This is a genomic window from Moorena producens 3L (assembly GCF_000211815.1).
GTDB classification, from domain to species: Bacteria; Cyanobacteriota; Cyanobacteriia; order Cyanobacteriales; family Coleofasciculaceae; genus Moorena; species Moorena producens.
Map to the genome: position 1 here is coordinate 77,625 of NZ_GL890974.1, position 12,525 is coordinate 90,149.

At 43.5% G+C, this 12,525-nt stretch carries 12 protein-coding genes, 1 tRNA gene and 2 pseudogenes; 7 read left to right on the top strand and 8 right to left on the bottom strand.

The genetic code is table 11. The annotated features are described in order from the left end of the window. Positions 1–238 precede the first annotated feature (238 nt). The 5 genes and pseudogenes from LYNGBM3L_RS33035 to LYNGBM3L_RS44815 form a co-directional block, all read left to right on the top strand. A pseudogene (locus LYNGBM3L_RS33035) lies at positions 239–1,225 on the top strand (RNA-guided endonuclease InsQ/TnpB family protein); the annotation flags it as partial. Between the two features lie 586 nt (positions 1,226–1,811). Further along, a complete protein-coding gene (ltrA, locus tag LYNGBM3L_RS33045) occupies positions 1,812–3,524 on the top strand; it encodes a group II intron reverse transcriptase/maturase (protein ID WP_008191709.1) in 1,713 nt (570 codons plus the stop codon). Between the two features lie 105 nt (positions 3,525–3,629). Next, positions 3,630–3,806: pseudogene (locus LYNGBM3L_RS37660) on the top strand (zinc ribbon domain-containing protein); the annotation flags it as partial. 196 nt (positions 3,807–4,002) lie between these two features. Then, the gene (locus LYNGBM3L_RS33050; RefSeq protein ID WP_008191711.1) at positions 4,003–4,302 is read left to right on the top strand and encodes a Dabb family protein; all 300 of its coding nucleotides are present in this window, start codon (positions 4,003–4,005) and stop codon (positions 4,300–4,302) included. 43 nt (positions 4,303–4,345) lie between these two features. Continuing rightward, entirely contained in the window at positions 4,346–4,495 is a 150-nt protein-coding gene (locus LYNGBM3L_RS44815) for a hypothetical protein (protein ID WP_154659994.1), read from the top strand. Between the two features lie 66 nt (positions 4,496–4,561). On the opposite strand, the gene LYNGBM3L_RS37665 is transcribed toward LYNGBM3L_RS44815, so the two are convergent. Further along, a complete protein-coding gene (locus tag LYNGBM3L_RS37665) occupies positions 4,562–4,726 on the bottom strand; it encodes a ribbon-helix-helix domain-containing protein (RefSeq protein ID WP_008191713.1) in 165 nt (54 codons plus the stop codon). A 358-nt stretch (positions 4,727–5,084) separates the two neighbouring features. On the opposite strand from LYNGBM3L_RS37665, the gene LYNGBM3L_RS33055 reads away from it, so the two are divergent. Next, positions 5,085–5,157 (top strand) — tRNA-Thr (locus tag LYNGBM3L_RS33055). 34 nt (positions 5,158–5,191) lie between these two features. On the opposite strand, the gene LYNGBM3L_RS46295 is transcribed toward LYNGBM3L_RS33055, so the two are convergent. The 4 genes from LYNGBM3L_RS46295 to LYNGBM3L_RS33075 form a co-directional block, all read right to left on the bottom strand. Continuing rightward, positions 5,192–5,557, bottom strand: a complete 366-nt coding sequence (locus LYNGBM3L_RS46295; RefSeq protein WP_008191715.1) for an RNA-guided endonuclease InsQ/TnpB family protein — start codon at positions 5,555–5,557, stop codon at positions 5,192–5,194. 73 nt (positions 5,558–5,630) lie between these two features. After that, positions 5,631–6,491, bottom strand: coding sequence for an RNA-guided endonuclease InsQ/TnpB family protein (locus tag LYNGBM3L_RS33065; protein WP_008191717.1), 861 nt, complete (start codon positions 6,489–6,491; stop codon positions 5,631–5,633). Positions 6,492–6,766: 275 nt separating this feature from the next. After that, positions 6,767–7,480, bottom strand: coding sequence for a molybdenum cofactor guanylyltransferase (locus LYNGBM3L_RS33070; protein WP_044495856.1), 714 nt, complete (start codon positions 7,478–7,480; stop codon positions 6,767–6,769). 7 nt (positions 7,481–7,487) lie between these two features. Further along, positions 7,488–7,952: a pentapeptide repeat-containing protein gene (locus LYNGBM3L_RS33075; RefSeq protein WP_008191720.1), complete on the bottom strand. Its 465-nt coding sequence runs from the start codon at positions 7,950–7,952 to the stop codon at positions 7,488–7,490. Positions 7,953–8,733: 781 nt separating this feature from the next. Between LYNGBM3L_RS33075 and LYNGBM3L_RS48175 the strand changes: the two genes are divergently transcribed. Further along, positions 8,734–8,907, top strand: coding sequence for a hypothetical protein (locus tag LYNGBM3L_RS48175; RefSeq protein ID WP_008191721.1), 174 nt, complete (start codon positions 8,734–8,736; stop codon positions 8,905–8,907). Positions 8,908–9,124: 217 nt separating this feature from the next. Here LYNGBM3L_RS48175 and LYNGBM3L_RS33080 read toward each other — a convergent pair whose 3' ends face one another. The 3 genes from LYNGBM3L_RS33080 to LYNGBM3L_RS44820 form a co-directional block, all read right to left on the bottom strand. Next, positions 9,125–10,576, bottom strand: a complete 1,452-nt coding sequence (locus tag LYNGBM3L_RS33080; protein WP_229414781.1) for a tetratricopeptide repeat protein — start codon at positions 10,574–10,576, stop codon at positions 9,125–9,127. 14 nt (positions 10,577–10,590) lie between these two features. Beyond that, complete coding sequence (locus LYNGBM3L_RS33085; protein WP_008191727.1) at positions 10,591–11,928, bottom strand: AAA family ATPase; 1,338 nt, start codon at positions 11,926–11,928, stop codon at positions 10,591–10,593. Positions 11,929–12,220: 292 nt separating this feature from the next. Continuing rightward, entirely contained in the window at positions 12,221–12,391 is a 171-nt protein-coding gene (locus tag LYNGBM3L_RS44820; RefSeq protein ID WP_154659995.1) for a hypothetical protein, read from the bottom strand. Between the last annotated feature and the right edge of the window lie 134 nt (positions 12,392–12,525).

Below are 12,525 nucleotides of genomic sequence, written 5' to 3' on the forward strand. Positions count from 1 at the left end.
CAATGCGCAGCATGAGTGTGGATGAATCGCGACAGGGATCTATTGATTCTGGAAAGCGAGCTATTAAACTTCTGATCAGCTCGGACTGGGTCATTCCACGTCTATTCCCTTCTGTTCCAATTGCCTTCTTTCAAACTCAGTAACTCTAATTGTCAATTTTTTATTTTTCATTTTCACTTGCCATTTGGCAGTACTTATTGTTAATATTATAGGTCGATAAAGCTAAAGAGCAAGTCAAATGAGAATAGCTGATCAGTACCGACTAAAACCTACAAAACAGCAAAAAGCCAAGATAGATCACTGGCTGTCAATGTTGTGCGCTCAATATAACTATCTGTTAGCTGATCGGTTTCGCTGGTACGATCATAATCGCTGTTCCATTAACGCTTGCCCCCTTGTTTGCCATCTTCCCGAATTAAGAGATAACCCGAACTACTATAGCCAAAAGAAAACTTTACCCAACCTCAAAAAAACTCATCCTTGGTACAAGGATATACATTCACAGGTGCTTCAGGATGTCGTTAAACGGGTAAAATTAGCTTTCGACCGATTTGTCAAAGGAGATAAAAATGGGAACAGGAGCGGTAGACCCAGATTCAAAAAACAACACCGCTACCGCACCTTTACTTATCCCCAGATCAAAGAGGGATCCTTACAGGGCGACCTAATCGACTTACCTAAGATAGGAAAAGTCAGAATTGTTTTACATCGTCCTGTTCCTGATGGATTTAAAATAAAAACAGCTTCAATCACCATAAAGTGTGACGGGTATTATCTGGTTTTGTCTCTAGAGGATAAAACTGTTCCCGAAGTTAAACCTAACATTAATCCTGATTCAATAGTCGGTATCGATGTTGGTCTTAAGGAGTTCTTGACTACTTCCGAAGGAGAAACTATTGGGATTCCACAATATTACCGAAAGTCTCAAAAAAGACTGAGGGTTATACAAAAAAGGGTATCTCGTAGGAAAAAAGGAAGCAAAAATAGACTCAAAGCTATTAAACAGCTTGGCAGGCAGCAGAAAAAAGTAGCAGACAAACGGAAAGACTTCCACTTTAAGACCGCTAATTATTTGCTGTCAAAATATGATCTAATAGCTCACGAAAAACTGAACGTAAAGGGACTGGCTAAATCCCGATTAGCTAAATCTGTGTTAGATGCTGGGTGGTCAAGCTTTCTGACAATCCTAGCAAGCAAAGCCTTAAATGCTGGCTTGTTGGCGGTTGTGTGATTCGTTAGTTAGAAACCTTACCTTAAATAAAGGTCTGGGGGATTAACTGCTTAGTCCATCTGGATTATGACAACTTGGTAACCATGGAGGTGAAAGCCCTCCCCTCGCGAAATCCGAGTGAAAGCCCTACCCCTACTTATAAGCGTGACAACCTTATGGGTAAAGCGGGGTCGAATAGTGAAGCACTACTAGCTCAAATGTGGTGTTAATAACAGGCAAGAACTCATGGGTACGAAAAGAAATGTATGTCCGAACCATCGTCAACAAGGAACTGCGCAAAGAGCTGAAACGCAGTATTCAAAAAGAAAAAAGGAGTCGGGATTATGAGATGAACCGCTCTCATAATGATTTCACCAAAAGGCTCCCGGTGGAGAATACAACCCTAAAAGTTCAATCAATGGCTATCAGGAACGAAGTAACCCCCATAGACGCTCTTAAGAAGGTCGATTCTTGAGTAGGTAGTCAGCCGCAAGGTCTATGAGGGCAGGATTGAGTCAAAAGCAAAAACTTGGGGTAATGCCCAGGATACGCAGACAGACTCACGTTTTAGGAAAAGATCTGGTTGTAAGTAGCAATTGATATGTCTAAAACTCGGGGGTTCGCCCCACAGTCGGAATGGAAGAAAGTCAACTGGCGCAAGCTAGAAATGACCGTATTCAAGTTGCAAAAGCGAATATATCGAGCCTCGGAACGTGGCGACATCCGCGTGGTAAGAAAGCTCCAAAAGACTCTAATGAAATCTTGGTCAGCTAAAATGTTAGCGGTCAGGAAGGTCACCCAGGAAAATCAAGGCAAAAAGACTGCCGGAATAGACGGGAATAAAGCTTTAAACAATAAGCAACGACTCGCCTTAGTAGCCAGCCTGAAAATCTATAGGAAAGCTCAACCAACCAGAAGGGTTTGGATACCTAAACCCGGAGGAACGGAAAAGCGACCTTTGGGGATACCAACCATATATGACCGAGCCTTACAAGCACTAGCAAAACAAGCCATGGAACCTGAATGGGAGGCTAAATTCGAGCCAAACTCATACGGGTTTAGACCAGGACGCTCATGTCACGACGCCATAGAAGCAATATTCAAAGGTATTAGCCTAAAACCTAAATGGGTATTAGATGCCGATATCTCCAAATGCTTCGACAAAATAAAACATGATGCTCTTCTAAGAAAATTAAATACCTATCCATCCATGAGACGTTTAATTAAATCATGGCTCAAAGCCGGTGTGATGGATAACGGGACATTCTCACCTACAGAAGAGGGTACCCCTCAGGGTGGCATTATTTCCCCACTCTTAGGAAATATAGCCCTCCACGGAATGGAAGAATGCATTAAAACTTATGCCGAAAGCATGAAAGGAAATAAAGTGGCAAACAAAAATGCCCTAAACCTAATACGATATGCCGACGACTTTGTAATAATGCATAAAAACCAAGAAGTGATAGAAGAATGTCAAATAATCATCAGCAATTGGCTAAAAGATATGGGCTTAGAGTTAAAGCCAAGTAAGACAAGGATTACCCATACATTTGACGGATTCGATTTCCTCGGATTCAAGGTCAAACAATATAAAACAGGTAAGAACCAGTCAAAACAAGGCTTCAAAACCATAATAAAACCGTCAAAAGAGAAAGTTCTAGAGCATTACAAAAACATGGCGGACACAATATCCCGCCATAACGCAGCACCTCAGGAAGCCTTAATAAGCCACCTGAACCCAAGTATAAGAGGATGGTGTAATTACTACAGACCAGTTTGTAGTAAGGAAACATACTCAAAATTAGACCATTTGCTCTGGAAAAGACTCTGGCGATGGGCAAAAAGAAGACATCCTAACAAGTCAAAATCCTGGATAAAAGAAAAATATTGGGGAACCAAAACGGAAAAACCCAAGAAGTGGTGGGAAGCCCCCAAGGTAGACAACTGGGTATTCATGTCCTCAGAAGACCAATTTCTTCCAAAACACGCCAAAACAAAAATTATACGGCACAAAAAGGTAGCGGGAGTAAGAAGTCCATATGATGGTAACCTAGTATACTGGCTAGAACGTGTGAGAAAACATCCTGAAATGACCAGTCAAAAGGGGAAGCTTTTGAAAAGACAAGAAGGGAAATGTACTCACTGTGGACTCACCTTCCGGGACGGCGACTTAATGGAAACACATCACATCTTACCACGCGCTTTAGGAGGAAAGGACAACATAGGAAACCTTGAACTCCTACACCTACATTGCCATGACAAAATACACGGAAAGCAAATTAACTCGAAAGAATTAGATAGCAATCCATTCTGAGGTACCAATGACAAGGATTCCTAAGATGAGGAGCCGTATGAGGTGAAAGTCTCACGTACGGTTTTGAAGACGAGCCGAGGCGGCAACAAATCGGCTTAGTTTAACCCAGTCAGCGCTCAGAATACCTCACAGAATTGCTCCAATTGCGGCAAAAAGGTTCCTAAAAAGTTGCATGTCCGTTGGCACGATTGTCCACATTGTGGTTGTAGTCTAGATCGAGACCATAATGCAGCGATCAATATACGAAATAGAGCGGAAGGGTTTGAAGTTACCGTAAGATAGTGGAGCCTTAATCAAAAAGTTTTAACCCTTTTATGCATAGCCGACTAACCATAAAGGCTCCACTATCTAAGGTTTCGTCTCTCGGCAGTCCGTTCTTAAAGCCCAGCGCCTCCTAAGGGATACCCGGATTGGCTGGGAAGCCTACACGCTTTCCTGCAAGGTCAGTGTAGGAGCTGTCACGAACTTCTAAGTAAAGATGATCGAGCATATTATTTTGTTCAAGTGGAAAGACGACGCTTCAGCGGATGCGATCGCATTAGCTATCAATGGACTACTGGCCATGAAAGACCAAATTCCTGAGATTGTAGAACTTTCCTGTGGAGAGAACTTTTCCCCCCTCAGGTCCCAGGGATTTCAGCATGCTTTGAGAGTGCAACTGGTCAATCGCGACGCTCTGAGTACCTATACTGATCACCCAGCCCACCAGGAAGTAGTCCAGAAGTATATCAAACCTATCCAAGGGGACATAATCGCAGTGGATTACGAAGTTGACTAGCCTCAAGGATAAAGGACAGGAACTGAGGGGGTAACAAGGCTGCTTGTCATTAAGCATTCAGCCGTCAGCTATCAGCCGTCAGCCGTTGGCCAGGCTACACCGAACAGCTTATTTTATTCAAAAGCACCGATTGCGCTACGGGCAAGCTGCGCAAACAGTAGCACCATTTGTAGCACATAAACACCTCAAGTAGTGTGTCCGTAGCGCATAGGCTGATACGCGACACGCTGATAGCTTACGCTTTTCACCCCATCACTCATTAGTCTTTGGGTGGTATCTCTCCTGCCTGCTGAGCTTTTTTAATCGCTCGTTTGAGAATTAGTACTGCCATTTGGGACAAGGAGCGCTCCTCGGCATCTGCCAATCGTTGAAGCGCTTCTTTGTCTTTTTCTTCCATATAGAGAGTTACGGTTACTTTAGCCATAGGATTAACAATAATTTTTACTCTAGGTTTTTACCCAAACAAACATAAATTAACACAAATAAAAATAAACTATGTGTTATTCCATAAATTGTAATGGAAAGCTTTCTGTAGACCCAATAGACAGGTAGCTTTCCCCGTAAAAAAGAGCTAAAGTTAATCCAAATCTACAGTCACTCCCAATTGGAAGTTGATCACAATAGGTCTAATCCGGAGTAATTAATACAAAGTTTAAAAAATATTGCTACACATCACCGGATCACCGGATCACATCATGGGGTGATCCGGTGATCGGGGGTGATGGATGATCAGACCGGAAGCTTTGACAAGTGTTATACTTAGTGTTATAGTTAAAAAGATTGCTGGTGTAGCTCAGTTGGTAGAGCAGCTGATTTGTAATCAGCTGGCCGCGGGTTCGAATCCTGTCACCAGCTTTTGACACTCCCCGCCCTGGAAGGACGGGGATTCTCACTTCAGCGAGCTGTCTTGCTCACCCAAACCGGAGTCAGGGAGAGTAGAGGACAATTCTCCATGAGCGTTCGGATCAATGATCCAGGTTCCGGTGTGCCCCACCGTACCCAAGGCTTTCTCTAAAATGTTGATTGCGGCGTTGTGGTCGCGGTCTAGTTGACAACCACATTTGCAGGTGTGAGTCCTGGTCGATAGAGACTTCTTCACTACCTCGCCGCACTGAGAACAGTTTTGACTAGTGTAGGCGGGGTTTACTGCAACAGTAACCCTGCCAAATTTAGTTCCAAAATGTTCCAGCCATTTTCGGAATTGATACCAACCTGCATCATTAATAGACTTGGCTAGACAGTGATTTTTAACCAAATTCCTGACTCTTAGATCTTCGTAGGCGACCAGATCGTTAGACCGGATTACGCAGCGCGCCGGAGACGAAACCTTAGAAGAGTGCAGCCTTACAACAAAACCTGCCACCTTTGATGCATAGCCTATCAACTATAAAGGCTGCACTCTTCTTGCGGTAACTTCTAACCAGTCTCTTGGCGTGCTCTTCACGTTGCCTGCTTATTCTAAGGTGATGTCTGCCTAGTCTATTAATAGCCTTCTTTCGGTTAGCTGAGCCTTTCTTTTTTCGAGAAACCCGACGTTGATAAAACTTAAGGCGTTGTTCTCCTTTTCTATAAAATCTGGGGTTAGATTCAGCATTGCCGTCGGAATCAGTATAGAAGTCCTTCAATCCTACATCTAAGCCGACAGTATTACCAGTAGGCTTCAAAGCCTCATTGTTATCGACAGCGATACAGAATTGGACATAATAACCATCAGCTCTTTTTACTATCCGAACCCGTTTGATCTGTTTCTTATCGAAACGCCACAAGTCCCATGTGCCTTTGAGCTTAAGCTTCCCAATTCCTTTTTTGTCGGTGAACGTAATTGACTTCTTGTCAGGGGACAACTTCCAGCCTGACTGCTTATACTCAACTGAGCGGCAATGTTTTTGGAATCTTGGAAATCCTTTTTTCCCAGGTACACTTTTCTTACAGTTGTCGTAAAAACGGGCGATTGATGACCATGTTCTTTCAGCCGCAGCCTGGCGAGCAGTTGAGTTCAAAGCGTTAGTGAAGGGAAATTCTTTGGCTAAGACCTTGCAATATTTGTTTAAATCGTATTTATTTATGCCTTTGTTGTCAATCCACAATCTAAGACAGCTATTGCGAACAAACTTAACCGTTCTGATCGCCTCTTCAATGGCTTGATATTGCTGCTTCTTTCCGTAAGCCTTGAACTCAAGAATGATCATCAGGAATCGAGCTTTTTTGTAACATATTTATGCTAACAATTATAGCACAAACCAGCCAGTATTATGGCTAGAAAAAGCCGTCCTAGAAGGACGGGGTTTTAGACCCATTTTTTTTGATAAAAAAAATAGTTATAGCGTTTATTGCATGTATGAGGTACACTTCTCAACCTCAAAGTCCCCCTTAAAAAGGGGGACCAACGGGGGATCCCTTTGTACCTCATGGGAAAGAGAATTGCTATCAAACAACTAGGCACTTCCGGCCTGATCGCCACTGCTTAATCCTGTATTTCCAACTGTTCTAGGTCAGCAGGGGTATTGCAGTTAAAAAATAGCCTAGTGTCACTGACTAGCAACTCCTGTACTGGATGCTGGGCCAACCAACGCTGAAATGACCTTCCCCCTTGATTGATAAACTCAGTGAGGCTTGGTAGACACTGGCGTCGGTAAAAACCGCACAGGGGTTCCCAGCCCTTGGGGTTTCGTGGCAATAGTGCGTTCGCGTAGCGTGACTTTTGGTCAATCGCGTAGCGTGACCTTTGGTCAATCGCATTTTCCCGAGTCTGCTCCAAATGCTTGAGCCAACCTTGCACAACCTCTGCTTTTAATTGGGGTAAATCACAAGCCAGTAACAGTACCCAATCTGTTTCAACATGAGCTAATCCTTGAGCAAATCCTACCAATGGACCATGAGGTGTGGTCTCTTCTGGTAACGGGACTTCCCGAATAACACGACAAGTCTCAGGTAAGATATCCACGTATCGTTCTGGCCAGGGAGTGACTATATAGACTTGACCTGAGACTTGACCTGAGACTTGACCCGAGACTTGACCAATACAGCTTAGGGCAACATCACACACTCTGCGCAGTAAGGGGACACCCTCGACCAGAATCAAAGCTTTATCCCTACCCATACGAGAACTTAGCCCTCCTGCAAGGACAATCCCTGAGAGAGCTAAGTGGTAATTGGGACTTGGTATAGCACTGCACATAGCTTGGTCAGGAACAGGCAAGCATTCCAGAACGTAGACTCGGAGACTCCTCAAAAAAGATTGCCCCTCGTCGCTTTAGGTCATCCTTGAGATCCTTACAAATTCCTGAGTTATCTCTAAACTGAGTATTGTCTATTCGACTACCAATCAGGTTGGCATTACTCAAGTTGGCACCACCTAGGTTAGCACGACTGAGGTCAGCACGACTCAGATAAGTACCCATCAAGTTGGCATCACTCAGGTTGGCATCACTGAGATCCGCACATCTGAGGTAGGCACGACTCAAATCAGCTCCGTTGAGCAAGGCACCGTTGAGATTGGCATCACTTAGGTCAGCTCTGCTTAAGTCAGCACCCCTTAAGTCAGCACCCCTTAAGTCAGCACCCCTTAAGTTGGCATCCTTCAGGTCAATTCTAAGTGAATTGTCAGTTGGCTCTAGAGAAACACCCTTCATTAGTTCAAGGAATTCCATTTACTACTCGAAATACACTCTGAAATACACTAATACCACTATTAAATGCTCACCACCATGATGGCATCAACCCCTTTGGTTGATCACTTAGATTTATTGTCGAATTAAATTACCTCAAATTCTAATGAAACACCAGTTTGTGTTTCACTAAATTGCTAATTTTTACGACATATGGCTGATTTTTTACCATATATGTCGTAGATTTATTTTTGAAATAGTTAGTGTTAACTATTTACTGGTTAACTATTTAGTGAATAACTAGTTACACTATATTTTATAGCCCTATCTGGTTTCACCAATTACCATACTGTAAAAATTTAATTAAGTAATTATTAAATGTGAAACCGGTAATATAGCAATCATAATCGATTTGTGAAAAATCCTGTGACTAATACCGTAAATCTGTTATCTAATATACCTTTTGGCAAAGTATTTAGGTAAGCCGTCAGCTGTCAGCTGTCAGCTGTCAGCTTAAAATAAACCTATGCAGGCCTATGGCCACGCTACGCGAACAGCTTGGCACAGACTTCGACGCTGATAGCACCTCAAGTAGCACTTCAAGTAGCGCATTAGCTGATAGCTGATAGCTTACGATAGGTTTTCACACTTCGTTACACAGTTAATGACAAATTGATACAAAAATATTTATTTTTTGACCAGAATTAAATATAATTAATTCAGTAGCGGAAAATATTAGGTTTAAACCTCTTTAACTCCGCCGCTTTTAACCCCGCAGGGTTGTTGCTTTTACGGTAATTGCCTGTCCGCTAAGGTAACAACCTTGTGGAATAATGCTGATAGTGCTCATAAATTAAAGGAGGAGAAGGATATGCGCGGTTGTTCCATGCTTCTAGCTCTTCTAGTGTTTGCTGGATTGTTGTATTTTATCGTCAATTCTGGTACCTTTGAAGGGTTGATGGACACCATAACACCCTCGGAACGGCAATTGGAATAAGCGATAGGGCTGTGTGTGGGGAGATAGGGAGATGGGGAGCAAGAGTATAGTTTGAAATTGGTATTAGGAATGTTTCGTTTCTTGAAGTTGTTAACACCATTACACCTATTGCTATAGCGTTTATCATAGTAATGAGGTACACATAATTTTTTTCCTATTCCCGATTCCCTATTCCCGATTCCCTATTATCTGTTCCCTGTTCCCTGTTCCCTATTCCCTATTTCCGACTCCCGACTCCCAAAATCCCAGAATTGATATCAATCAACTGCTGAAACCGCTGATCTGAGCGAATAGTGTCAAAATCTGAGTCAGTTTTTGCCATCTCTCGACTGTCTTCAGGATTGAGAGTAATTGCCTGTTTCAAGTTATCTAGGGCTAAGTCTAAATTTCCTTGTAAGGCATAACAGCAGGCTTTGTTGTACCAAGCTTGGTGGAAATCGGGTTTAATTTTCACAGCTTGGTCATAGCATGCAATCGCTGCTTCCAAACGTCCTAAATCCAATAGGGCAACCCCCTGGTTGTTCCAAGCTTCGTGGTAATCCGGTTTAATTTTCAAAGCTTGGTCATAGCAATCGATCGCTACTTTCTTTCGTCCTAATTTCCATAAGGAAATCCCCCGGCTGTACCAAGCTTGGTGATCATCCGGTTTAATTTCCAAAGCTTGGTCGAAGTTAGCGATCGCATCTTCATACTCTGTCGCAGCAAGCAGTAGCATTCCTAGTTCAACTAGTAAATCGGCTTGCTCCTCAGGAGTTTGATACTCTGCTTCCAGGCGTTCTTTAATAGCGATAATTTGTTTACTTCTTTCTTCAGGATTCAAAGACTGATTCTGAAAGTCTTCTTGTTGACACTCCTCTGATTTGCTAGGAAAGTCAAACAGGCCAGAACGCCAGTCAAAAAAATCGGGAGCGCGGTGGATAAAATAATTCAGTGAAAATGACCGTAAGAGAAATACAAAACAAATTTTAAAATTGTCTCGAAATCGTTCTCGCTGTTGGTTGAGATCATTTAAAATATGAGGAACCCCTTTCCAACTATAGGAATAGATTGCTTTGTGATCCCATCCCTGCTGACGTTTCGCCTCTTCATACTTATAAAACGAGTATTCTAGACCTTGGATAAATAAAACATTGATGTGCTCGCGGTCAGGAAGATCCTGAACAATGCCGTATAAATTATCAATTGGTTTCTCGAAGCGCAACACCTCTATTGTTTTCTGAGGCAAATCCTGCTTAACCTGCCTAACCAACTTCTCTGCTTCTAGGGGAGAACAACGGACAAATAATAATCCAAACCCTCTACGCCGTCGGACGGCACGGAGTAAGTCTTGGTATTGTTCTTCTGGACTCGCTGGAGGTAAATCCTCGTCCGCATCTGTAAAGTTTACCATTAGTTGTAAGGGAGCAGGGAGCAGGGAGTAGGGAGTAGGTTTTTTAAATTTGGGTCGGGAGTCGGGAATCGGGAATCGGAACCCACCCCTAACCCCTCCCAGGAGGGGAACGGGAATCGGGAATCGGGAGTGCGTAGGGTGCGTTAGGGGCGGACTTGCCCTTATTTTTGCCCTCGTAGCCAGGGTTGGGATAGTCCGCCCCGTAACGCACCATTTTTGGGCTAGCCCTGATTTTCCGCCTCTTCGTTCCTGGTTGAAACAGCCCGCCCGGTAACACACCCTACGCAACTACCTTACGGCTGTGAGTCTAGTTGAGCATAGGCGTCTTGAAATTGCTTAATCCCTTTAATCAGGGGATGAACATCGTACCAACACTGTCTTTCTCCTTCATCATCAAAGTATTGATACTCTAACAAACAGCGATTAAATAATAACTGACGATACTGGTCATTATTGTATATCTGCTTGGAGCGGTAAACATCGGCTAAAATCGACCACTCGCCATCCTGAACGGTTCGGCGATAGGTATCTCGTGCATCAGTAATGGCTCGTTGCACTGCTCTGAGGGAAATTGGTAAGGTTTCGGTGCGATCAATTGCCGTTTGGTTTAATAATAGCAAATTCCGCACATGACCGCCACTCATAAGACACAAGCGATTTAAGGCTTCTTCACTTTCAAATATGTCGGTTTCTAGGGAGCGATTGGGAGCAAATTGGCGGACTCGCTTGCTAATCACTTCTTTAATTTTATTGAATCCAGGCTCATAAAGGCTACCCTCTTTAGTGCGCACCCTAATCATCGGTAAAACCTGGGCATCACCATAGATTTCTCGCAAATCATTGGCTCGCTTAGAGTACAGCATTGAAATCGGAACTGTGTAGACAATATGGCACTTTAATCCTTTTAATTGTTCACTACGGTCTAAAAAAATTTCTTCATGATTCGTTTGGTTACTCTCTTGGATAACTGGCACAATCCGGTCTAAATTATCGGCAATCACTGCTAATTTAGTACATCCAGCTGGTAAGTTTTCTTTGGCTTCTGTAATAAACTGATTCAACGCCTTTAGTAGAGTAACGGTGTGGGGATTAATTTTCTGTCGAATCTGTTGACGCAATGTTGGTACAGCTCTTAAATTAGCAGTTAGCTTGCCATACTGAGAAATTTTTGCTTCTGCACTTAGTCCATCAAATGCTATTTCAGTTAGAGCCAAATCTTTTAACTCTTGCCAGCGGCTTTCCAGCCAGTTCAGCAACGGCCTGGGATTAGCACTATCCTTGAGGTCTTCGAGCAAATGGCGAGTACAGGCCAGCAGAATATCGGTATATTGAGTATCTTCGGAGTCCACATCTTCTTCATCTGCGGCAAAATACACCACAGAGAAGTTATTTTGTTCCAAATATTGCTTCAATCGGAACAATTCCGTAGATTTTCCTGCCCCCCGATGACCTCCATATAAATGATAGGTCTCTCGCTTAGAAAGCAACATCTCTTTCCCTAAATCCACCTGGATCTCTCCATCCCCCCGCACTTCCCGACAATCCACATAAACCGGGTCTCCTGCCGGTAACGGTTGGGAGGGGTCAAAGGCATTGTAGAGGTTTTCCAGTAAATCAGAAGTGTAAGTCATAGAGGGAAGGGAATAGGGAGTAGGGAATAGGGAGTAGGCAAGAGCCAAGAGGCAAGAGGCAAGAGGGAATGATTTAGCTTCTTAGATAGGGCTGGATCCCTTTGTCTGTTTAATTTTTAAACACCATTACCAGCGTTGCTATCAGTAGTAGTTTAACTGGAGGGAGTGGGCAAATGGTGTAATTGGGTGACAAAGCTAGGTCGCTTTAATGATACTGTTTGCGTCAATTATTCGGCGTTGCTGAATTTTTGAATGAATAGGAGTAGAGTGGGCATCCTGCCCGCACGAAAATTTATTGAAACTGGCAAGATGCCAGTTCTACCAAGATGCCAGTTCCACGCAAACATGCCCATTCCACGGCAAGATGCCCATTCCACAGCAAGATGCCCATTCTACAGGTGCGACCCAAGGGCGCGAGGGATTGCTCGCGCCCTTGGAGGCGCGCACCTACTCTTAAAATCATTCCATTATTAAGCAACGCCTTTCCCCGACTCCCGATTCCCGATTCCCGTTCCCCTCCTGGGAGGGGTTAGGGGCTTTCAAGGGTATGTTTTTTAGATTTGGGCATTCGCCTAGGTATTACTCAACAGAAATACA

Coding starts and splice junctions, on each gene's coding strand:
- ltrA (WP_008191709.1), top strand. CDS start 1,812: ATGTCTAAAACTCGGGGGTTCGCCCCACAGTCGGAATGGAAGAAAGTC.
- LYNGBM3L_RS33050 (WP_008191711.1), top strand. CDS start 4,003: ATGATCGAGCATATTATTTTGTTCAAGTGGAAAGACGACGCTTCAGCG.
- LYNGBM3L_RS37665 (WP_008191713.1), bottom strand. CDS start 4,726: ATGGCTAAAGTAACCGTAACTCTCTATATGGAAGAAAAAGACAAAGAA.
- LYNGBM3L_RS33065 (WP_008191717.1), bottom strand. CDS start 6,491: ATGATCATTCTTGAGTTCAAGGCTTACGGAAAGAAGCAGCAATATCAA.
- LYNGBM3L_RS33070 (WP_044495856.1), bottom strand. CDS start 7,480: ATGTGCAGTGCTATACCAAGTCCCAATTACCACTTAGCTCTCTCAGGG.
- LYNGBM3L_RS33075 (WP_008191720.1), bottom strand. CDS start 7,952: ATGGAATTCCTTGAACTAATGAAGGGTGTTTCTCTAGAGCCAACTGAC.
- LYNGBM3L_RS33085 (WP_008191727.1), bottom strand. CDS start 11,928: ATGACTTACACTTCTGATTTACTGGAAAACCTCTACAATGCCTTTGAC.
- LYNGBM3L_RS44820 (WP_154659995.1), bottom strand. CDS start 12,391: ATGATTTTAAGAGTAGGTGCGCGCCTCCAAGGGCGCGAGCAATCCCTC.